This is a genomic window from Zobellella endophytica, assembly GCF_003012775.1.
Lineage (GTDB): Bacteria > Pseudomonadota > Gammaproteobacteria > Enterobacterales > Aeromonadaceae > Oceanimonas > Oceanimonas endophytica.
In genome coordinates this window covers 58,888-79,535 of record NZ_PXYG01000011.1, presented here as the reverse complement: position 1 = coordinate 79,535, position 20,648 = coordinate 58,888, and the positions used below count along the sequence as shown (strand labels likewise).

Sequence of the window (20,648 nt, the reverse complement as noted above, 5' to 3'; positions counted from 1 at the left end):
CCTTTTCCATGGCCGCCGACCGGCACGCCAACCGCTTAAAAATCAAACTGATATAAACTCGCCCGACTAGACAGCCAAGGCCGCTTTCCCTATAATCAGCTCCACTTTTGGCCCCTTAGCTCAGTTGGTTAGAGCGCTCGACTCATAATCGATCGGTCGCTGGTTCAAGTCCAGCAGGGGCCACCAAATATCAAGGGTCAGCAGCTTAACAGCCGCTAACCCTTTTTTCTGTGCCGCCTATGTGCCGCTTACAGCGAGCTAGCCGGGCAACACTCTATCGGGATGAGACTGGAAGTCACTGCCCTGATTACCAGCGCCATAACAACAAAAGATAACCCCTGCCTAGGGCCATCGCTCCCTTTCCATTGCTAAGCCTATTGCTTAGCCCTTTACTAAAAACACCGACTATAAATAGCCAAGCCATTGATTAACATCAAGTTAATTGACCTTCCATTGCTAAGCCCTGTGGTTTCTTCTGCTAACTTTGCTTGCGTACCCACTTGGGGTAGCAGTTGCTGCCGGATCTGGCTGATGATGGCCACCAGCTTGTGACCGTTGTCGGTAAGCCGGTGTTCGGTTCGGGGAGGGACTTCCAGGTAGCTCTGCTTGTGCAGCAGGCCATAGCGGGTCAGCTTGCGCAGCCGCTCCGACAGCACCTTGGTGGAGATCCCCGCGATATGCCGTTCCAGGGCACCGGGCCTGTTGATGCCGGCGGCGATGGCCTGCAGCACCGACACCGACCATTTGCACCCCACCACTTCCTCAAGCTGGCAGTAGCTGGACTGGGTTGGGGACATATAATTTTTGCCTTTTGTTTTCGCCAAATTACACCAAAAAGTGCCCGGGTTACCCAAAAGTGCACGCTGTTCGGCGGGGTGAACCGAGCCTACCCTTGGGGTGTGCCCATGCACCCAGTGTAAGCCATCGCAGGAGAGCAGCCATGACCAGCAAAGCCATTTTCTACCACGCCGGCTGTCCGGTGTGCGTCGCCGCCGAGCAGGACCTTGCCCGGGCCCTGGACCCGGGTCGCTACCAAGTAGAAGTCGTTCATCTGGGCGAACAAAAACACCGCCTGGCGGAAGCCGAGGCCGCCGGGGTCAAGTCGGTGCCGCCTTTCATATCAACTTCGACGCCGACCTGGCGGCGCTGAAATAACCCGGGTGCCGGCCATGCCGCCGCCCTGCCTGTTCAATCCCGCAGTTGCAGCAGGCCGTAAGCCAGGCGGGTGGCCGGCACCTCCAGCCCCAGTTGTTCCGCCCGGCGCAACACGGCGCCGCTGATGGCGTCCAGTTCCAGTTCCCGCCCCTTCTCCTTGTCCACCAGCATGGAGGTCTTGATAGCGTCGAAGTTGCGGATAAGGGCATACATCTCGTCCACGTCGGTTTTGCCGAGGGCCACACCATCGGCCTCGGCCACGGCGGCGGTTTCCGTCATCATCTGGTAGACGCTGCGGCCCAGTTGCGGATGGTGGCTGAGGCGACGGGTGTCCAGCCCGGAAAGGGCCGAGAGCGGGTTGACACCATTGTTAATAATGAGTTTGCGCCACAGCTCACGGCGAATGTCCACCGCCACCTGGGTCGGAATGCCGGCCAGCTCGAAACACTGGCGCAATTGCTCCAGCCAGTCGGCCTGGGCCGACCGCCGTTGCGGCCAGGCGCCCATGATCACCTGGGCCGGCCCGTCCGCCTGCACCAGGCCCGGCGCCACTATATGACCGCCGATGCGCACCGCCAGTCCGCCCAGGGTCCGTTCCTCCCCCACCACTTCACTGATAAGGGGTTCGTTATCCACCCCGTTCTGCAGCGACAGCACCGGCACCTCGCTTGCAGCCAGCCAGTCCGCCAGCTCCGCCATCAGGGGGCCCGTGGCCTGGGACTTCATCGCCAGCACGACCAGATCGAAATCGCCGCTGGCGCAGGTCTCGCGCAGGGTGGTCAGATCCAGCGCCCGCACCGGCTGCGCGAAGTGGAATTCCTGGTGTTCCACCCGGAGTCCCTGCCGTTGCATGGCGGCCAGGTGTTCCCCCCGGGCCACCAATACCACCTCATGCCCGGCCTGCTGCAGCCGGGCACCGTAATAGCCGCCGATGCCGCCGGCACCGATGATCAGAAACCGCGTCACTCGCTTTCTCCTCACTCCTGGTTCACTTTATGGCTGGTGAACAAATGACTCATCTCGCCCTATTTCACCTTATTTTTATTATTCATTACAGCCATTTATGGCTCGCCCCGATAACGCTGGAACTGCGGGCTCTCCTCGATGGTTTTGGCCAGTCGGACCGTGGCCTCGTTGGCCCGTTCGGCCACGAACAGGGTGGTGTCCGTCCTGGGCAAGGGAGGGAGTCCTTCTTCCACCACCACCAGACCCGGCTCCAGGGTCTGGCGCGGGATCACCCCGACGCCGATCCCGGCCCGCACCGCCGCCAGCACGCCCGCCCGGCTCTGGCTGGTAAAGGCGATACGGTAGGAGGTGTCGGTATGCTCCAGCGCCAGGCAGGCCGACTCCCGGTGATAGCAGCCTTCGACAAACACCGCCAGCGGCAAGGGTTCCCGCCGGTGGGTCGCATGGGCCTCCGAACACACCCAGACCAGTTCGTCCCGGCACAGCCGCAGGCCCCCGTCGGACAGGGCCGGCATCTCCACCAGGGCAATGTCCAGCTTGCCCTCCTGGACCAGGGCCGCCAGGTAATGGGGCCGGTGATCGCAGAGCACTTCCAGCCGGGCCTCCGGATAATTGAGCACAAAGGCTTCCAGCAGGGGAGTCAGGCTGCGGGTGGCGTATTGATCATGGGTACCGAAGCGGACCTTGCCCACCACCTCCGCATTCTGGAAAGCCCCCAGGATCCGGTCGTGCAGGTTCAACAGCTGATGGGCGTGCGTCCTGAGCTGCTCCCCCGCCGGGGTCAGCCTGACCCCATACTGCCCCCGCTCCAGCAACTCGGTCGCCACCAGCCCCTCCAGCCGGCTCAACTGCATGCTGATGGTGGACGGCGCCCGGTGCAGCCGCCCCGCCGCCGCGGTCAGGTTGAGGGTTTCCGCCACCACCGCAAAGGTACGCAGCAGGGTAATGGGTAAATCGCGCATCGGCAGACTTCATCCTTATTGAAGACAGGCCTCAATATTTATCGATTTACCGAACACTGGCAAGGGGACAAGATGGCTCGCGGCCAATAAGCGCCGTTACCGGATCAGGGAGATCACCCCATGCGCATGGCCGCTATTTTCGGAATGAACCAGGTTGTCAGCCACGGTTTCGGCATGTTTCTGTTTGCCGCCCTCGTGCCCATGATGCGGGACAGCATTGCGCTGAGCCACTGGCACCTCGCCACCATCGGGGCCTTGACCCAGTTGGCCTACCTCGGGGGTGCCCTGTTGCTGGGCCTGGTTGGCCACCGCCTGGGCACCGCCCGCCTGGCGCTGGCCACCGGCGGTATCACCAGCCTGTTGCTGTTTACCCTGTCGCAGCTGCAGACTCCGCTGCTGATCATCCTGGCCCTCACCTGCCTGGCGGCCAGTGCCGCCATCAGCTGGGGCAGCATAGTGGAGATCGTCAGCCGCCATGCCGGGGCCGAGCAACGCTCGGGCTGCCTGTCGACCATTTCCAGCGGCACCGCCTGGGGATACGGCCTCAACGGCCTGCTGATCCTGCTGGTGGTCCCGGCCCTGGGCTGGCAACGGGGCTGGCAGCTGGCCGGATTGATGGGCCTGCTGGTCATGGGGCTCACCTGGCATATGCTGCGGACGTTAAAGCGCCAGCCGGCGACGCAAGGCGAGGGCCCGGTTGCCGCCATCCCGGTGACCCGGCTGCTGGCGACCATCTGTGGTGAACGCACCGCCCTGTGCGCCTGCCTGATCTGCTTTCTGGTCGGCTTTACCACCATGCCGTTTTCCAATTGGCTCAATACCTACCTGGATCAGCTGGGCCTGCCCGCCACCCTCGGTGGCTATACCTGGACCACGGTCGGGTTGACCGGCATGGTCGCCGGCCTGCTCACCGGCAAGCTGGCCGACCGCAAGGGGCCGGAACTGGCGCTGCTGGTGATCTTCGGCGGTTTTGCCCTGGGTTTGCTGGCCTTCGTCCAGGATCCCGCCCGCTTCGCGCTGGTGGCCGGCTTCGGTTACGGCCTGATGTATTTTCCCATGTGGGGGATACTGGCCGGCTGGGTCGGCCAGCGCTATTCGCCGACCGCCACCATGCAGATCAGCGGCATCTGCATGGTCACGTTCGGCCTGGGCGGCACCCTGGGCAACCTGCTGGCCGGCTATCTGCGCGAGGCCACCGGCGCGCTGGACACTGTCTACCTGATGCTCGCCCTTGCCTCGGTGGTACTGGCCTTGCTAGGGCTCTGGCTCTACCGGGCCGGCCCCCGTCCCGACCCGGCCTGCCCAACCGCCTGACCGCTCCGCCGGCCGCGGCCGGCGTCCCTCAGCCCAGGCTCACTTCATAGCCGGTGAACTTGCGCAGGTTGATCACCCCGCTGTCGAAGATCAGGTACTGGCCCTTGATGCCGAGCAGGGTGCCGGACACCACCGGGTTCTTGTCGAAATTGTGGCTGGCGATCTTCTTCGGGTACTCCAGCACCGGGTAGTTGAGCCCGACCACCGGCTCGTCGAGCAGGGTGATCGCCTCGGCACCGTATTTCAGAGTGAGATCGGCGAGTCTGGTCTGAATTTCCGGCAGCAGCCGGGCGGCCTCGGCCTTGAGGTCGAGCGGGATTTCGTCGCCCTTGAGCATGGCCCGCCAGTTGGTCTTGTCGGCCACCAGCTCGGCCAGGGCCACTTCCACCAGGCCGGAGATCTGGCGAGTGGCCACCCGCAGGATGGGCAACGCCTGGGTGGCTCCCTGATCGATCCAGCGGGTGGGCACCTGGCTGTGCCGGGTAATGCCCACCTTGAGGCCGGAGGTGTTCGCCAGGTAGACGATATGGGGCACCATGCAGTGACTGTCGCCCCACTCGGGCTCGCGGCAGGTGCCTTCGAAATAGTGGCAGGTCTCCGGCTTCATCACGCACATGTCGCAACGAGCCAGTTTCTTCATGCAGGGAAAGCAGTGCCCCTGGGCGAAACTCTTGCTGGTCTTGCGGCCGCAGGCGTCGCAGTAGATGTTGCCGGTGTAGCCGAGGGTGAGCGGCTGCCCGAGCAGGGCGTTCAGTGCCACCCTGTGCTCGCCCAGGGCCAGCTGGTAGGCCACGGGCTCGGCCAGGCTGGCCGGCATCTTGACCAGGGTTCCGGTGATCTTGCTCATGCTTCTTTCGTTATCGGTTGTGGGTTACCCGGCTACTTTAACAGCCGGTGTCGGCGAGCGCACCTGGGCGCGGCGACAGGACTTCCCTCTATCGCAATGACAATGCAGATTCATGCAGGTCGGTCATTTTGGTGATCCGCCTCACAAGATGCTTATGTTAACGTTAACTTTGGTGATTAACATCACAATAACGCGCGATGGGCCCTTTTGGGAATACAAGTTAACGTTAACAATGGTGCCGTTATCAGGAGATAAGGATGCTCAACCATGAACCCGACCACCAAAAAATACTACGCCTTGCTCAGCGGACTGCTGTTCTTCTTTTTCTTTACCTGGTCTTCGTCGTTTTCGCTGATCTCCATCTGGCTTAACCAGCAGGTGGGGCTGAAAGGCACCGAGACCGGGATCATTTTTGCCGCCATCTCGCTGGTCGCCCTCTGCGCCCAGCCACTGTACGGTTTTGTGCAGGACAAGCTCGGCCTGCGCAAGAACCTGCTCTGGGTTATCGGCCTGTTGCTGCTGCTGACCGGTCCCTTCTTTATTTTCGTCTACGCAAAACTGCTGGCGTACCACCTCTGGCTCGGCGCACTGGTCGGCGGTCTCTTTATCGGCGCCACCTTTTTCGCCGGCATCGGCGCGCTGGAGTCCTACACCGAAAAGGTCAGCCGCATCGCCGGCTTCGAGTTCGGCCGGGCCCGGATGTGGGGCTCCCTGGGCTGGGCGGCGGCCACCTTCTGCGCCGGCTTCAACTTCAATATCAATCCCGACATCAACTTCTGGGTCGCCTCCGGCTCGGCGGTGATCTTCCTGCTGCTGCTCTCCCGAGTGCAGGTGATCAAGGCCGATGCCATGGGCCAACTGGAATACGGCAAAACCGACCGGCTCTCCCTGGCCGATGCCCTCGCCCTGCTGCGGCTGCCCCGCTTCTGGTCGCTGGTGGTGTTCGTGCTGGGGGTCAGCGTCTACGGGGTGTTCGATCAGCAGTTCGCCGTCTACTTCGCCGCCCAGTTCCCCACGCCGCAGCAAGGTAACGAGATGTACGGCTTCCTCAACTCCCTGCAGGTTTTCCTGGAGGCGGGCGGCATGTTCCTGGCACCCTTTCTGGTCAACCGCATCGGCGCCAAAAATGCCCTGCTGCTGAGCGGCGTGGTCATGGCGGCCCGTATCCTCGGTTCCGGGCTGGTCGAGGGCGCCTGGCTGATTTCGGCGATGAAGCTGCTGCACGCGGTGGAACTGCCCATACTGCTGGTGGCAATGTTCAAGTACATTTCCGCCAACTTCGACCCGCGCCTGTCCGCCACCCTGTATCTGGTCGGTTTCCAGTTCGTCACCCAGATAAGCTCCAGCCTGCTGTCGCCCCTGGCCGGCTACGGCTATGACCGGCTCGGCTTCGCCGACACCTATCTGCTGATGGGGCTGGCGGTATCCGCTTTCGTGCTGCTGTCCTGCCTGCTGCTGCGCGACACGCACAGCCCCTCACCTTCCTTACTGCAACCTGCGACAAAGTGAGTCCACCGATGAAAACCGTACTGCTGCAAGCCCATCATGCCCTCGAATGCCTGCAATCCCGGGTGTCCCGGGAATACTATCCCCAACTGCACCTGGCGCCGCCCGCCGGCTGGATGAACGATCCCAACGGCCTGATCTATTTCGCCGGGGCCTACCATGTGTTCTACCAGCACCACCCCCATGACGAAAACTGGGGCCCCATGCACTGGGGCCACGCCCGCAGCACCGATCTGGTGCACTGGCAGCATCTGCCCATCGCCCTGGCGCCGGGCGCCGACGACGACAGGGACGGCTGTTTTTCCGGCAGCGCCGTGGCGCATAACGGCGAGCTGTGTCTGCTCTACACCGGACACGTCTGGCTGGGAGAGTCAGGGGACGACAGCCGGATCCGCGAGGTCCAGTGCCTGGCCACCAGCACCGATGGCGTGCACTTTACCAAGCAGGGAGCGGTACTGGCCGCGCCCGAGGGCATCCAGCATTTCCGCGATCCCAAGGTGTGGAAGGAAGGGAACGACTGGATGATGGTGGTGGGCGCCCGCACCGCCGATGACCTGGGCCAGGTGTTGCTGTATCGCTCGCCGGATCTGCGCCACTGGACCCCGGAGCCGGTGCTGGCCAGGGCCGAACCCGGCCAGGGCTACATGTGGGAATGCCCCGACTTCTTCCCCCTCGGGGATCGGCACCTGCTGCTGTTCTCCCCCCAGGGCATGGCGGCCGAGGGCTACCGTTTCCGCAATCTCCACCAGAGCGGCTATCTCCTCGGCCGCTGGCAGCCGGGGCAGGCCTTCGATATCGAACAGCCCTTCGTCGAACTGGATGCGGGCCACGACTTTTATGCGCCGCAAACCTTCACCGCCGCCGACGGCCGCCGGTTGCTGTTCGGCTGGATGGACATGTGGGAGTCGCCCATGCCCAGCAAGGCGCATTACTGGGCCGGGGCCTTCACCCTGCCAAGGGAGCTGTCACTGGACGACCAGGGCAGGGTGAGGATGCAACCGGCGCGGGAGCTGACCGCCCTGCGCCAGGGAGAGGAACGCTGGCCGAGCCAGACGCTGACCAGCGAGCGTCGGCCGCTGGGGCTGGATGCTCACACTCTTGAACTGCAGATCACCCTGCGCCTGTCGGCCAGCGCCGAACGCTTCGGCCTGGAACTGGCCGCCACCGCCGACGGGAGCAGGGGCGCCCTGCTGTACGTGGATGCCCAGGCCGGAAGACTGGTGCTGGATCGCAGCCGGGCCGGGCTGGAGGTGAGCGGCTGCCGCAGCGTGCCGCTGCCGGCGGGCCCGTTGCTGGAGCTGCGGATCTTTATCGATCACTCCTCGCTCGAGGTGTTTGTCAACCAGGGGGAGGCCTGCTTCACCAGCCGCATCTATCCCCTGCCCGGTGAACGGACCGTCAACCTGTTCGCGGAAAACGGCAGCGTGGAGATCCCGGCCGTCCATGCCTGGCCACTCGGCAGCATCTGGCGCTGAGCCCCACCGGGCGGGCCCGGGCCCCGCCCGTCACAAGGAGGCCCTGGCCAGCAGGGGGCAGCCGATGTTCACCCGCTGGAGGTGTTCCCGCCGATCGATCAGGTGCAGGGCCGCCTGCCGGCCTATCTCGTTGTGGGGGAGCTGCACCGTGCTCAGCGCCGGTAAAAACAGCTCGCCGATGCCCACCATGTTGTCGTAGCCCAGCACCGCCACGTCCTGGGGAATGCGCAGCCCCCGCGCCAGCAAGGCCTGATAGGCCACGAAGGCGACGCGATCATTGCCGCACACCAGCACATCGAACCCGGGGCGGCCATGGTGCAGGTGCCGCTCGATAATGGAGGGCACGTCCAGGTAGTGCTGATCCCCCAACGCCAGGTGGTATTGCAGCAGTTGCTCCCGCGGCAGCCCGGCCTGGCGCCAGGCCCGCTCCAGCCCCGCCCGCCGCAACGGCGCCGCCGGGATCGATTCCGGCAGATGGATGCACAGCGGCCGTCGGTAACCCCGCGCGAGCAGGTAGCGCATGGCGTCACACTGGCCCTGCTCGTCATCGGGCACATAACTCGCCACCGCCGGCTCCCGGGTGAAACAGTTGGCCAGCACCAGCGGCTGGTCGCGCAGTTTCGGCGGGATCCGAACCTCGCGCAGCCCCATGGTGGTGAAGATCACCCCCGCCGGCCGGTGCGCCAGCAACAGGTCGACGGTCTGCCCGGCGCTGTCGTCGTCAAACAGGTTGACCACCAGGCTGTTCCAGCCCCGCTCCCGGGCCGTTTTTTCAATCGACAGGATGATGTCGACCGAAAACGGCGTGGTGGCGGTATCCAGCGCCAGCACCCCCAGGGTGGCGGGCCCGGCCTTGTCGCCGCGGATCCGGCGGGCCGACAGGTCAGGCACATAGTTCAGGGCATCGATGGCCTGCCTGACCTTGTCGTAGGTCTCGGGGCTCAGCTTGGCCGGGGTATTGATCGCCCGGGATACCGTCATCAGGGATACGCCCGCCAATTTGGCGACGTCTTTTAAAGAAGCCATACTCCATACAGAATTCAGCCATCGGGAGCCGCATGTTCCCACAAGTTGTCGCCCGGCTCCACCGGTGGCATCGATTATCGCCAGCCCAGGGAGGACATGCCCATGTCAGAGCCACGCCACTACCCCCGCCTGACCCACATCGCCCTGCATGTACGGGATATCGCCGCCTGCATCCGTTTCTATTGCGGCTTCTGCGGCATGGTGGAAACCCACCGGCGCGAGAGCGGCCACCAGACCATCGTCTGGCTGGCCGAGCCCGGACGGGAACACGACTTCATTCTGGTGCTGATGAACGGCGGCGAAGACCTGCAGCTGTCCAGCCACGACTACCGCCACTTCGGCTTCGCCCTGCCCAGCCGGGCGGCGGTGGATGCCCTCGCCGCCCGGGCCAAGGCGGCCAACTGCCTGGTCTGGCCGCCCCGGGACGAACCCTACCCGGTGGGCTACTACTGCGGGGTCAGGGATCCCAACGGCAACTACGTGGAGTTCAGCTACGGCCAGCCACTGGGCCTGCCCGAGGATTAGGGATCTTCCCGGCTCAGGGCCGCCGCCGGCTGCGCCGCCTGGTCGGCGGCGAAGTCCACCACCCCCTCGGCGGTGATCTGCTGCACCAGCACCGGCTCGCCTTCCTCGTTGAAACGCACATGGCCGATCCCGGCCTTGTTCAGCAGCCGCTCGCCGCGGGACGCATCCGCCGGCGGATGGGGGGTGATCTCCAGCCGCCGCCGCCGGGTGAACCAGTTGAGCGGCGAGCGGGGCGAATACAGCCAGCGGTTGAGCCGGTCCAGCACGTCCAGCAGCCGGGCCGGAAACTCGTTCTTGATGCCGCTGCTGGTGATCTGCCAGATATGGGGCTCCCCCTTCTGATGGCGCAGCCGGATGTCGTACATGAAGGAATAGTGTACGTCCCCGGACAGGATCACGTAGTTGGCCGGGGTACGGGTGTGGCGGAAGATGTTGAGGATGACGTTGGCGGTGCCCTGGTGCGCCATCCAGTTTTCCGCATCCACCAGCAGCGGCTTGCCGAGCCAGGTGAAGATCTTCTGGATCACCTCGATCAGCTTGACCCCGAACACCGGGGTAGGCGAGACGATCACCACGGCGTCGTGGTGCAGCAACTCGCCCTGCAGCTCGGTCAGCGCCTCCCAGTCCATCAACCCGGACGGGCTGCCGAAGTTGGACTCCGCCCGCCAGCGGCGGGTGCGGGTGTCCAGCACCAGCAGCTTGGGGCTGGTCTCCAGACTGTAGTGCCAGCGCTCGAAGCGCAGCAGGTGATCGATAAGGGCATCCTGCCGTCCAGCATCCTGCCGCTCGCACCAGGCCCGGATCAGCGCCATCGGCTCACCCGCGAAGGCCTGCGGATCGTTGCCCCAGCCCTGGCAGAGAAAATAGCCCACCAGGGCATTGCCGATGATGCGGCGGGAAAACGGATGGCCGTAGGCGCTCTGCTCCCAGGCGGCGGTCAGGTTCCAGTCGTCGGTCACGTCGTGATCGTCGAAGATCATCAGGGTCGGCAGGTGCGCCAGCAGCCGGCGCACCGCCGGCAATCCCTCGACGAACTGCGCCAGGCACCGGCGCTCGGTCAGGTACCGGGCCCGCAGCTCTTCATCCAGCGGCGGCTGCTCTTCCGTCAGTCCGCGCCAGGGTTCGGGGGACCACACCAGCAAATACATGGCCAGTACCTCGGCCAGGGTAATCAGGTGATTGTTGGCGCTGCTGGTGGTGAAGATCGGCTTGCGCGCGCCCTCGAAAAAGCGCTCGCGCAGCGGCACGTTGGCCTTGATGCTGGGCAGCAGTTCGTGCCGCCGGTAGTAATTGAGCGGGCTGGCGAACAGCTCGGCGCTGTCGGCCACCAGGGCGCCCTCCAGGGTTTCCGGGTAGAGCCCCAGTTCCTCGATCAACTGGTGAATGGCGGTGAGCATGGGGCCGGCCACGTCGTCGGCGTACACCTGATCCCCGCTCAGCATCAGCGCCGCCGGCCGGCTCCGGGGCTGGGCATGGCAGCCCCCCAGCCAGACATCGGCGGCCACCAGGCCATCGGGCGCCGCATGGTGCGGCTTGCGACAGGAACCGTGCAGCAGGCCGTCCAGCCGGCTGCGGATCACCAGTTGCGGCAGGCTCTCGCCCTCGTAGCACAGATCCGGCGCCCAGTCGGCTAGGCCGTGCCAGTGGTCCTGCTCATCGCGGCGCCACTGCAGATCGTAGGGCACCAGGGTGTCGGCCGGCAGCGGCGTGTCGAGGGGCAGGTCCAGCAGCTGGAGATAGCAATGCTCGCCGACCCGCAACTGTTGCTGCCGCTCCCCGGTCGCTGCCAGCGGGGCCTGTTCTGGCAGCAGCAGCCGGAACTGCAGCGGGACCCGGCTGGCCAGCCAGAACACCAGCCGCTCGCAACTGGCCCGGCGCAGTATGGGGCCAGCGAGAATAGTGGATGCCATGTCATGCTCGGTTAATAGGCTCATGGCCGCATCATAACGGGCCCGGCAGCCATTTGAAAAGGCAACATACCGCCCGGCCGGCTCAAGCCACGCCGGCACCGGCCGTTAACCTTGTGACGGTGTATTCGTTTTATCCACTGTATGGGGATATTAATGTATTCACTTCAATGACAGGTGGAAAACAAAATGATAATAATATGTAAACAAATAACACAGCGAGATCAAGGATGAACCGACTTTCCATCAGGCAAAAAATTCTGTTGCTGGCGCTGTTGCCGCTGGCCCTGCTGGCGGCCGCCAGCACCTGGGTCAATGTGGAACAATCCCTACGCCTTAAAAACCTGAGCGGCGACAGCCTGCACCGCTCCCTGTTCGAGGCGCGCAAGGATCAGTTGGCCAACTACATGGAGCTGGCGCTGACCAGCATCGCCCCCCTGGTGCAGGGCGGCGACCTCGACAGGGCCAAGGATCAGCTGCGCCGGCTGCGTTTCGACGACGGCACCGGGTATTTCTTCGTCTACGACGCCCAGGGCGTGCAGGTGGTCAGCGCCGACAACCCGGCCCGGGAAGGCAACAACTACCTGAACTCCACCAGCCCGGACGGGCGCCACCTGGTGCAGGAATACGTGGCCTTGGGGCGTCAGGGCGGCGGCTATGTGGAATACCGCTGGCCCAAGCCCGACAGCCAGCAGGGGGCGCCCAAGCTGGCCTATATCGCCCCGGTGCCGGGCACCGACTGGCTGCTGGGCACCGGCTTCTATGTCGATGACCTGCAGGCCACCGTGGCCGGGCTGGAGCAGGAACTGTCCCATTCGGTGCGCCAGGGACTGATCAATTCCGCCCTGTCCGCCACCCTGTTGCTGGCGCTGATCGCCGCCGCCGGCCTGCTGATGGCCCGCAGCATTCACCAGCCCATCCGCCGGGCGGTGTCCACCATGCAGGACATCGCCCAGGGGGAAGGCGACCTGACCCGCCGGCTCAGCCCTGACGGCGGCCACGAGCTGGGGGTACTGGCCCGCTCCTTCAACCAGTTCGCCGGCCAGATCAGCGAGCTGGTGCAGAGCACCCGCCAGTCGGCGGATACCCTGCAGCGGGCCAGCGCCGAGCTGCAGCGCTTCATGGATGAGACCGAGACCGGCATCGGCCGCCAGCATCACGAAAGCGACCAGTTGGCCACCGCCATGAACCAGATGTCGGCCACCGCCCAGGAAGTGGCCGCCAGTGCCGCCCGCGCCGCCGACGCGGCCCAGCAGGCGGAAACCCAGGTCACCGATGCCCAGCGGCTGCTGCAGGGGGCCATCTCGGTGATCGACGGCCTGGAACACCAGGTGGCCGGCGGGGTGGACATCATCCAGCGGCTGGGGCAGGAATCGGAGCAGATAGGCTCGGTGCTGGATGTGATCCGCGGCATCGCCGAGCAGACCAACCTGCTGGCGCTCAACGCCGCCATCGAGGCGGCCCGTGCCGGCGAGCAGGGGCGCGGTTTCGCGGTGGTGGCCGACGAGGTTCGCACCCTGGCCGGCCGCACCCAGGCCAGCACCGAGGAAATCCACAACATGATCACCCGGCTGCAGTTGGGCGCCAAGGAGGCGGTACAGGCCATCGAGAGTATCCGCGATCGCAGCAGCCATACGGTCACCGAGGCCCGCCGCATCGACGAGGCGCTGCTCGACATCGGCACCGCGGTCAATACCATCAACACCATGAATGCCCAGATCGCCAGCGCGGCGGAAGAGCAGACCCAGGTGTCGGAAAGCATCAATACCAATGTGCACCAGATAGTGGCCATCGCCGAGCAGACCAACGCCGGCTCAAAGGCCGCCAGCGAGACTAGCCGGGAAGTGGGCCAGTTGGCCGAGCACCTGCAGCTGCTGGTGGGGCGCTACCGCACCTCATAAGGCTACTGCAGCCGCCACTGGCCGCGCAGCTGGATGGCCATGAAACCCAGCACAAAGCCCACCACGGCCAGGCTGGTCAGGTGGGCGCTGACCTGGGGCCACCAGGGCCGGGCCACCAGCCCGAGCTGCAGTACCAGCAGCGGCAGGTACAACAGCGCGTGGTAGTAACAGCGGATGTTCAGCAGTGCCGGCACTATCACCGGGGCATGGCCGAACACCATGGCCATCACGAAGCCCAGCATCACCCCGTGCAGCGCCATGTCCGCCATGGCGCCGCTCAGCCACAGGCCGCCGCTCAGCGCCAGCCAGCCGTAGCCGCTGAGCAGGCAGGCCGCCACATAACGGGGCAGTCCGCTGGTGCGGATGGTCTTGCGGGCGATGTCGAAACGCCACAGCCACAACGCCAGCAGGATCAGCGCCAGTCCCAGCCAGAGCCGCCCCGACGGCAGCCAAGGCGCCAGCAGCAGCAGGCCCGACAGGCCCATGAAGGCTCGCCTGGCCCACAGCGGCCTGGGCAACAGCCGGGACAGCTCCAGCCGCTCGGCGGCGATGGTCAGCACCAGGAATACCAGCCAGGCCCTCAATACCACCGGCGCTATGCCGCCCAGCCACCACCAGTACAGGTTGGCCAGTAACAGGGAGCCGCAGGCCAGTACCAGCAGCAGGGTAAAATCCTGGGGCTGGCGCCGCCACAGCAGCCACGACAGCCCCGTCATGCCCGCCGCCAGCAGGCCGTAGAGCGGCGGCGCCAGGGCCGGCGCCCACCAGAGCGAGACACTGGCCAGAATACCGCACAGCGGCACCAGCCAGGCCCGGCGATCGCCGTAGGCCACGCAGCGCTCACAGCTGATCAGGGTGGCGAAAAAACCGTTGACCATCAGGGCGCCGTGGTAAATCAGCCCGGTCTGGGTCAGCGGCAGCCAGTCGACGCCCAGCCGCCAGGCGCCGCCGCCGATGGCCAGCACCAGCAGCACCATCATGGGGATCAGTAACAGTATCATGCCGCCTCCGTGGCCCGGTTTCGTCGAATAAGGGAATGATGGCAGCCCGCCTCGCCCGGCGCCTTGCGCCGGCGCAATAAAATGCGGCCAAGGGAATCGGTGGCGCCGGCCGGTCCGCTTCTTTACTATGATGGCAGTGTCTCATCGGGAACCATGATCACCATGCGCGAAAAACTCGAACAACGCTCGTTTCTGTTTATGCTGCTGCTGGTCAGCCTGCTGTTCGGGCTGATCCTCAAACCCTTCTGGGGCGCCATTTTCTGGGCCTGCGCCATCAGCGTCATCTTCTATCCGCTGCAGCATCGCATACTGTGCCGCATCGGCCCCAAACCGAACCGTGCCGCCCTGCTCACCCTGCTGTTCTGCGTGGTGATAGTGGTCTTTCCGGTGCTGCTGATCGCCACCTCCTTCGTGCAGGAAGGACTGAGCTTCTACCAGCGCATAGACCGTGGCGAAATCAATCCGGGCCGGGTGTTGGAGCAGATCCGCACCGCCTTCCCGTTACTGCCCGAGCTGCTGGAGCGGCTCGGCATCGATCTCGACAGCGTCCGCCAGCGGCTGTCGGACGCGGCGGTGGCCGGCAGCAAGCTGCTGGCGGAGAAGGCCCTGACCGCGGGCCAGAGCACCTTCGGCTTTATCATCAACGTGGCGCTGATGCTCTACCTCACTTTCTTCCTGCTGCGCGACGGCCATCAGCTCACCGAGCTGATGGTCAAGGCGCTGCCGCTGGGGGACGAGCGCGAGCGCAAGCTGTTCAGCAAATTTTCCGAGGTGACCCGGGCCACGGTGAAGGGCAATATCCTGGTGGCCATGGTGCAAGGGGCGCTGGGCGGTTTCATCTTCTGGGCGCTGGACATCCCGGGCCCGCTGCTGTGGGGGGTGGTGATGGCCTTCCTGTCGCTGATCCCGGCGGTAGGCGCCGGCCTGGTGTGGCTGCCGGTGGCCATCTACCTCTATGCCACCGGCGCCTGGGTTGCCGGCACCGTGCTGGTGGCCTTCGGCGCCCTGGTGATCGGCCTGGCGGACAACGTACTGCGCCCGCTGCTGGTGGGCCGCGACACCAAGCTGCCCGACTACGTGGTACTGTTCTCGACCCTGGGCGGCCTGAGCCTGATGGGCATCAACGGCTTCGTGATAGGACCGCTGGTGGCGGCGCTGTTCATGGTGTTCTGGGATATCTTCATGCGCGAGTTCAACAACCAGCCGCCGGAATAAGCGGCGTCAGCCCCAGCCCAGCCGGGTCCGCAGCGCCGGGCTCATCATCTCCGGGCTCCAGGCCGGCTGCCATACCAGCCTGACCTCGGCCCGCTGCCCGTCCCGGCACAGGTCCCCGAGCTCGGCCGCCACCTGCTGGCGGATCCAGTCGCCCATGGGACAGGAGGGCGAGGTCATGGTCATGGTGACCACCAGCCGCTCGTCGTCGATATCGATGCCGTACACCAGCCCCAGCTCGATGATGTTCTCACCCACCTCCGGATCCAGCACCCGGCAGAGGGCATCCCTTACCTGCTGTTCGGTCACCATGGCCACCTCGTTAATATGCATCGTGAAAGCCGATTATGTGCAGCCGGCGGCGGGAAAGCAAGGGTGGCTCAGGCGCGCACCCGGGCCATGTTGGCTGCCAGCTGCTCGGCGATGTCGTGCACGTGGCCCCGGTCCCGGCTCAGGGTATCCAGCTGGCGCCGCGAGCGCTCCGCCTGGCCGAGCAACAGCTCCAGGCTGGCGTCCAGCTCGGCCATCGCCAGTTCCTGGCCCGATACCGAACCGGCGATATCCCGGTTCATCCGGCTGAGTTCGGCCACCCGCTGCAGTATGTTCTCCAGCGCCTGCATTCCGGCCCTGACGCCGGTGGCCGCGCCGGTGCTGGCCTCGGCGTTGCGCGACATCATCTCGATGCTGCGGTTGACGCTGTCGGCCAGGGTTTCAATCATCTGCTGAATATCGTGGGTGGCGTGCTGGGTGCGCCCCGCCAGGGTGCGCACTTCGTCGGCCACCACCGCGAAACCGCGCCCCTGCTCGCCGGCACGGGCCGCCTCGATGGCGGCGTTGAGCGCCAGCAGGTTGGTCTGTTCGGAAATGGCCTTGATGGTTTCCACTACGGTGCCTACCCGCTCCAGGGTCTCGCCCAGCACGCGGGAATCGGCCCGCGCCTCCTGGGTGTCGGCCACCAGTCGCTCCATGCCCTGCATGGCGTCGGTCATATGGGTGCCGGCGGCCAGGGCTTCGTCGTGGGTCTGGCCGGTCAGCTCGTCGGCCTGGCGGGAGTGAGCGGCCACTTGCTGTACCGCCCGGTTCAAACCGGCCACCGTTTGCCGGCACTGGGCCACTTGGCCGTGCTGGGCGCTCACTTCCTCCCCAGTCTGGCTTACCGCCTCGCCGATATTGCCCACCGCCCCGTGCAGCACCCCGGCGGAACGCTCCACCAGTTCGAAGGTCGCCGACAGGTGCTGCAGGGTGGCGTCGATGGCCGAGCCTATCTTGCCGAATTCGTCCTCGCCAGAAAAGCCGACCCGCTTGTCGAGCCGGCCGCCCGCCACCTGGGCCATGACCCCCTCGATATGACCGAGCAGCGGCAGCAGGTTGTCGCTCACCGCCCGGGCCAGCAGCCAGAGCAGGAGCAGCAACAGGACGACGGCAGCCGCCACCCACGCCAGGGAGAGCGAAGCCGGCGGCCCACTCCTGCTCTCCAGCTCGAGCTGCAATTGCCAGTAGGCGTACAGTAGCCCGGCCAGCCCGGCGGCGGCCAGGTAGCAAGTGAGCATTAACTTGTGCTTGAGCGGAATATTCATCAGCAGGCGGTCGCGCCAGCCGATCTTGAGTGCATCCATGCGTTCACCTTCACCTAAAATATTTTCATATAGAAATAACATGTGACGGGGAACTGAACAAGCACCGGGACCGGCGTTAATCACCCCAAACGGCAGATTATTTTTGTTATGCTGGTCACAGTCCGCTCACGGAGAAGCCCCATGACCTATCTCGTCGATACCCACAGCCATACGGTGGCCAGCACCCACGCCTACAGCACGGTGCACGACTACCTGCCCATCGCCCGCGCCCGCGGCATCAAGCTGTTCGCCCTCACCGATCACGGCCCCGAGATGGCCGACGCTCCCCATTACTGGCATTTCGTCAACATGCGGGTGCTGCCCCGGGTGGTGGACGGGGTAGGCATACTGCGCGGCATCGAGGCCAACATCAAGAACGAGGCGGGAGACATCGACTTTCCCGAGCGCTACTTCGACTGCCTGGATCTGGTGGTGGCCGGCTTCCACGAGCCGGTGTTCCCGCCGGCGGACCGGGCCCGCCATACCACCGCCATGATCAATGCCATAAAAAGCGGCAAGGTGGACATCATCAGCCACCCGGGCAACCCGGCCTACCCCATCGATATCGAGGCGGTGGCGGCGGCAGCAGCCGAACACCGGGTGGCGCTGGAGATCAACAATTCCTCCTTCAACCACTCGCGCAAGGGCAGCGAGGCCAACTGCCGGGCCATCGTGTCGGCGGCACGGGACAGCGGTGCCTGGCTCGCTTTCGGCTCCGACTCCCACGTGGCCTTCACCTTGGGCCAGTTCGAGCACTGCCACCGGCTGGTGACCGAGCTGGAGTTTCCCCGGGAGCGGATACTGGCGACGGATCCGGACAAGCTGCTGGGCTTTCTGGAGCGGCGGGGACATCCGCGCATCACGGAATTCGACGAACTGCGTTGAAAACGGCAGAGGCAGGCCACAGGGCCTGCCTCTGCTTGCTGACAACGTCATTGTCATGACTGAAGAAGTCGGCCAAAGGGCCGATACACCGTAAATCCATCCATGGAGGCTCCGCCGCGCCGATGTCGAGGAAACAGCTCTTGTCGCCGCGCTGCCGCCTGCTGGCACCACCCTCGGGCGGCATCGGGGCTTGAAAGGGACTCAGCCCAGCTCCAGGCTCAGTTGGACGGACTCGTCGAAGAAGAATTCGTCGCAGTTGTTGCCGGGGCCGCTGCGATCCACCACCAGGAACTCGTCGTCGTCGCGCAACGCCAGTATCGGGTGGTGCCACACGCCCCTGTGGTAGTTCACGCCCTGGCGGCCGCTGGCCCGGAAGGCGCGCACGCTGGCCGGGTCGATGTTCATGCCGCCGTCGCCCACCGGCGCCACCACCAGCAGGAAGTCGTGGCCGAACAGGGGAATGAAAGACTGGGAGCCGAAGGGATGGCGCTCCAGCATCTTGATCGCCAGCGGGTAGTCCAGGGTCCTGGCCCGGAAGATGCTGATGATGCCCCGGCCCTGCTCGTCCAGCTGCACCTCGCCCAGTTGGTGGTAGCGGCGGGTGGAACCGTTGTTGATCATGAAGTAATCGCGGCCTTCGGACTCGATCACATCGCCGAAGGGGGCGAAGGCTTCCCGGGTCAGCGGCTCTATGGTGAGGGTCTTGATCATTTCTGCCTCCGAAAACGGATAAAAAAACGGGGGCCTGGGCCCCCTCGCCTCATTACATCTCGTTCAAACGGAACAGGGCTATCTTGTTGATTTCCTTGACGGCGCGCTCGAACTCGGTGTCGTAGTCGTTATGGATGCGCTCTTCGAAGGCGGCCAGGATCTGGTGCCGGTTCGAGCCCTTCACCGCCATGATGAAGGGGAAGGCGAACTTTTCCTTGTAGGCGTTGTTCAGCTCGGTGAAACGGGCGAACTCTTCCGGGGTGCACTGGCTGATGCCGGCTCCCGCCTGCTCGTTGGTGGAAGCCTCGGTCAGTTCGCCGCGCTGGGCAGCCTTGCCGGCCAGATCCGGGTGGGCGTTGATCAGCGCCAGCTGGGCCCCCTTGTCGGCGGCCAGCAGCACGCCGGCCATGCGGCCGTGCAGCTGCTCGACATGGTCGTCTTCCGCATTCAGGCCCTGGTCGAAGGCCTGCTCCGCCACCCAGGCGGAATGCTCGTAGATGTCGGCAAAAGCCGCCACGAAGTCGGCGCGGCTCATGGTGCTGGGAGAACAGCTCTTGAACTGGGTCATTACTTGTTTCCTTTATAGGGATGATGCTCGTGCCAGTGTTTGGCGATGTCGATGCGGCGGGTGAACCAGACCCGATCGTGGCTGCGGGCATACTTGACGAAACGCTCCAGCGCCGCCATGCGGGCGGGGCGGCCCAGCAGGCGGCAGTGCATGCCGATGGACAGCATCTTGGGCGCCTCGGCCCCTTCTTCGTACAGCACGTCGAAGGCATCCTTCAGGTACTGGTAGAACTGCTCGCCGCTGTTGAAACCCTGCGGGGTGGCGAAGCGCATGTCATTGGTGTCCAGGGTATAGGGGATCACCAGATGGCCCTTGCCCTTGTTGTCGACCCAGTAGGGCAGATCATCGGCATAGGAGTCGGAGTCGTACATGAAGCCGCCTTCCTCCATCACCAGCTTGCGGGTGTTGGGGCTGTCGCGGCCGGTATACCAGCCCAGCGGACGCTGGCCGCAGACCCGCTCTATGGTTTCGACGGCCTTGTGCAGTTGCTCGCGCTCTTCCTGCTCGTCCATCCACTGGTAGGTGATCCACTTGAAGGCGTGGGAGCAGATCTCGTGCCCCTCTTCCACGAAAGCCCTGGCGACATCCGGATAACGCTCGATGGCGCTGGCCACGGCGAAGATGGTGAGCGGAATGTCGTACTTCTTGAACAGGCGCAGCAGGCGCCAGACGCCGGCCCGGCTGCCATACTCATAGACCGATTCCATGCTCATGTGGCGCACGCCTTCCCAGGCTACCGCCCCGGGCAGCTCGGACAGGAAGGCTTCGGACTCGCCGTCCCCGTGCAGCACGTTGCGTTCGCCGCCTTCCTCGTAGTTCAGCACGAACGAGATGGCGACACGCGCATCACCGGGCCATTGCGGGTGAGGAGGGTTGGCTCCATACCCGATGAGGTCACGGGGATAGTCTTGGTTTTGGCTCATCGGAAAACTCCTTGAAACGCAGGTTAAAAAACCGGCCGAAACAAGCATGAAGGGGGCTTGCCGGTCATTGTAATAATCTTATTGTATACAATAAAATCAATATATGTAAATAACAGGTTTAGTTTTTGTATCAGATCTGCCCTGGAAT

20 protein-coding genes and 1 tRNA gene are annotated in these 20,648 nt (G+C 64.6%); 9 read left to right on the top strand and 12 right to left on the bottom strand.

Annotated elements, in window-relative coordinates; genetic code table 11:
* The first annotated feature begins 109 nt into the window (after positions 1 to 109).
* Positions 110 to 186 (top strand) — tRNA-Ile (locus C7H85_RS18190).
* A gap of 206 nt (positions 187 to 392) precedes the next feature.
* Here the strand turns inward: C7H85_RS18190 and C7H85_RS18185 are convergent.
* Positions 393 to 797 carry a winged helix-turn-helix transcriptional regulator gene (locus C7H85_RS18185; protein WP_106731127.1) on the bottom strand — a complete coding sequence of 135 codons (405 nt, stop codon included), beginning with the start codon at positions 795 to 797 and terminating at the stop codon, positions 393 to 395.
* A gap of 143 nt (positions 798 to 940) precedes the next feature.
* On the opposite strand from C7H85_RS18185, the gene C7H85_RS18180 reads away from it, so the two are divergent.
* The gene (locus C7H85_RS18180) at positions 941 to 1,150 is read left to right on the top strand and encodes a thioredoxin family protein (RefSeq protein ID WP_106731126.1); all 210 of its coding nucleotides are present in this window, start codon (positions 941 to 943) and stop codon (positions 1,148 to 1,150) included.
* A gap of 38 nt (positions 1,151 to 1,188) precedes the next feature.
* Here C7H85_RS18180 and C7H85_RS18175 read toward each other — a convergent pair whose 3' ends face one another.
* A complete protein-coding gene (locus C7H85_RS18175) occupies positions 1,189 to 2,121 on the bottom strand; it encodes a ketopantoate reductase family protein (protein ID WP_210433696.1) in 933 nt (310 codons plus the stop codon).
* Between the two features lie 95 nt (positions 2,122 to 2,216).
* A complete protein-coding gene (locus tag C7H85_RS18170) occupies positions 2,217 to 3,083 on the bottom strand; it encodes a LysR family transcriptional regulator (protein ID WP_106731125.1) in 867 nt (288 codons plus the stop codon).
* A gap of 120 nt (positions 3,084 to 3,203) precedes the next feature.
* On the opposite strand from C7H85_RS18170, the gene C7H85_RS18165 reads away from it, so the two are divergent.
* Positions 3,204 to 4,397 carry an MFS transporter gene (locus C7H85_RS18165; protein WP_106731124.1) on the top strand — a complete coding sequence of 398 codons (1,194 nt, stop codon included), beginning with the start codon at positions 3,204 to 3,206 and terminating at the stop codon, positions 4,395 to 4,397.
* 28 nt (positions 4,398 to 4,425) lie between these two features.
* Here C7H85_RS18165 and C7H85_RS18160 read toward each other — a convergent pair whose 3' ends face one another.
* Entirely contained in the window at positions 4,426 to 5,244 is an 819-nt protein-coding gene (locus C7H85_RS18160) for a DUF2797 domain-containing protein (RefSeq protein ID WP_106731123.1), read from the bottom strand.
* 267 nt (positions 5,245 to 5,511) lie between these two features.
* On the opposite strand from C7H85_RS18160, the gene C7H85_RS18155 reads away from it, so the two are divergent.
* Together C7H85_RS18155 and C7H85_RS18150 are read left to right on the top strand one after the other, a co-directional pair.
* A complete protein-coding gene (locus tag C7H85_RS18155; RefSeq protein WP_106731122.1) occupies positions 5,512 to 6,753 on the top strand; it encodes an MFS transporter in 1,242 nt (413 codons plus the stop codon).
* An 8-nt stretch (positions 6,754 to 6,761) separates the two neighbouring features.
* Positions 6,762 to 8,225: a glycoside hydrolase family 32 protein gene (locus C7H85_RS18150; protein ID WP_106731121.1), complete on the top strand. Its 1,464-nt coding sequence runs from the start codon at positions 6,762 to 6,764 to the stop codon at positions 8,223 to 8,225.
* Positions 8,226 to 8,255: 30 nt separating this feature from the next.
* Here the strand turns inward: C7H85_RS18150 and C7H85_RS18145 are convergent, their stop codons facing one another.
* Positions 8,256 to 9,251 carry a LacI family DNA-binding transcriptional regulator gene (locus C7H85_RS18145; protein WP_106731120.1) on the bottom strand — a complete coding sequence of 332 codons (996 nt, stop codon included), beginning with the start codon at positions 9,249 to 9,251 and terminating at the stop codon, positions 8,256 to 8,258.
* A 102-nt stretch (positions 9,252 to 9,353) separates the two neighbouring features.
* Between C7H85_RS18145 and C7H85_RS18140 the strand changes: the two genes are divergently transcribed.
* Positions 9,354 to 9,776, top strand: coding sequence for a VOC family protein (locus tag C7H85_RS18140; protein WP_106731156.1), 423 nt, complete (start codon positions 9,354 to 9,356; stop codon positions 9,774 to 9,776).
* On the opposite strand, the gene C7H85_RS18135 is transcribed toward C7H85_RS18140, so the two are convergent.
* On the bottom strand, positions 9,773 to 11,710 hold the full coding sequence (locus tag C7H85_RS18135; RefSeq protein ID WP_245879717.1) for an alkaline phosphatase D family protein: 1,938 nt from the start codon (positions 11,708 to 11,710) through the stop codon (positions 9,773 to 9,775). The two genes, C7H85_RS18140 and C7H85_RS18135, sit on opposite strands and share 4 nt — an antisense overlap.
* 203 nt (positions 11,711 to 11,913) lie before the next feature.
* Between C7H85_RS18135 and C7H85_RS18130 the strand changes: the two genes are divergently transcribed.
* The gene (locus C7H85_RS18130) at positions 11,914 to 13,584 is read left to right on the top strand and encodes a methyl-accepting chemotaxis protein (protein ID WP_106731118.1); all 1,671 of its coding nucleotides are present in this window, start codon (positions 11,914 to 11,916) and stop codon (positions 13,582 to 13,584) included.
* A 2-nt stretch (positions 13,585 to 13,586) separates the two neighbouring features.
* Here C7H85_RS18130 and C7H85_RS18125 read toward each other — a convergent pair whose 3' ends face one another.
* Positions 13,587 to 14,585, bottom strand: a complete 999-nt coding sequence (locus C7H85_RS18125; RefSeq protein ID WP_106731117.1) for a hypothetical protein — start codon at positions 14,583 to 14,585, stop codon at positions 13,587 to 13,589.
* A gap of 162 nt (positions 14,586 to 14,747) precedes the next feature.
* Between C7H85_RS18125 and C7H85_RS18120 the strand changes: the two genes are divergently transcribed.
* Complete coding sequence (locus tag C7H85_RS18120) at positions 14,748 to 15,800, top strand: AI-2E family transporter (protein WP_106731155.1); 1,053 nt, start codon at positions 14,748 to 14,750, stop codon at positions 15,798 to 15,800.
* 6 nt (positions 15,801 to 15,806) lie between these two features.
* Here C7H85_RS18120 and C7H85_RS18115 read toward each other — a convergent pair whose 3' ends face one another.
* Complete coding sequence (locus C7H85_RS18115) at positions 15,807 to 16,130, bottom strand: metal-sulfur cluster assembly factor (RefSeq protein WP_210433695.1); 324 nt, start codon at positions 16,128 to 16,130, stop codon at positions 15,807 to 15,809.
* Positions 16,131 to 16,177: 47 nt separating this feature from the next.
* Positions 16,178 to 17,413 carry a methyl-accepting chemotaxis protein gene (locus tag C7H85_RS18110; protein ID WP_158260120.1) on the bottom strand — a complete coding sequence of 412 codons (1,236 nt, stop codon included), beginning with the start codon at positions 17,411 to 17,413 and terminating at the stop codon, positions 16,178 to 16,180.
* A 141-nt stretch (positions 17,414 to 17,554) separates the two neighbouring features.
* On the opposite strand from C7H85_RS18110, the gene C7H85_RS18105 reads away from it, so the two are divergent.
* Entirely contained in the window at positions 17,555 to 18,298 is a 744-nt protein-coding gene (locus C7H85_RS18105; RefSeq protein WP_106731115.1) for a phosphatase, read from the top strand.
* Between the two features lie 201 nt (positions 18,299 to 18,499).
* Here the strand turns inward: C7H85_RS18105 and C7H85_RS18100 are convergent, their stop codons facing one another.
* From C7H85_RS18100 to puuE, 3 genes are read right to left on the bottom strand one after another with little or no spacing between them, the layout of a single operon-like run.
* Positions 18,500 to 19,009 carry an ureidoglycolate lyase gene (locus tag C7H85_RS18100; protein ID WP_106731114.1) on the bottom strand — a complete coding sequence of 170 codons (510 nt, stop codon included), beginning with the start codon at positions 19,007 to 19,009 and terminating at the stop codon, positions 18,500 to 18,502.
* A 52-nt stretch (positions 19,010 to 19,061) separates the two neighbouring features.
* On the bottom strand, positions 19,062 to 19,577 hold the full coding sequence (gene uraD / locus C7H85_RS18095) for a 2-oxo-4-hydroxy-4-carboxy-5-ureidoimidazoline decarboxylase (RefSeq protein WP_106731113.1): 516 nt from the start codon (positions 19,575 to 19,577) through the stop codon (positions 19,062 to 19,064).
* The gene (gene puuE, locus C7H85_RS18090) at positions 19,577 to 20,500 is read right to left on the bottom strand and encodes an allantoinase PuuE (RefSeq protein WP_106731112.1); all 924 of its coding nucleotides are present in this window, start codon (positions 20,498 to 20,500) and stop codon (positions 19,577 to 19,579) included. The genes uraD and puuE overlap by 1 nt, the downstream gene beginning before the upstream one ends.
* Between the last annotated feature and the right edge of the window lie 148 nt (positions 20,501 to 20,648).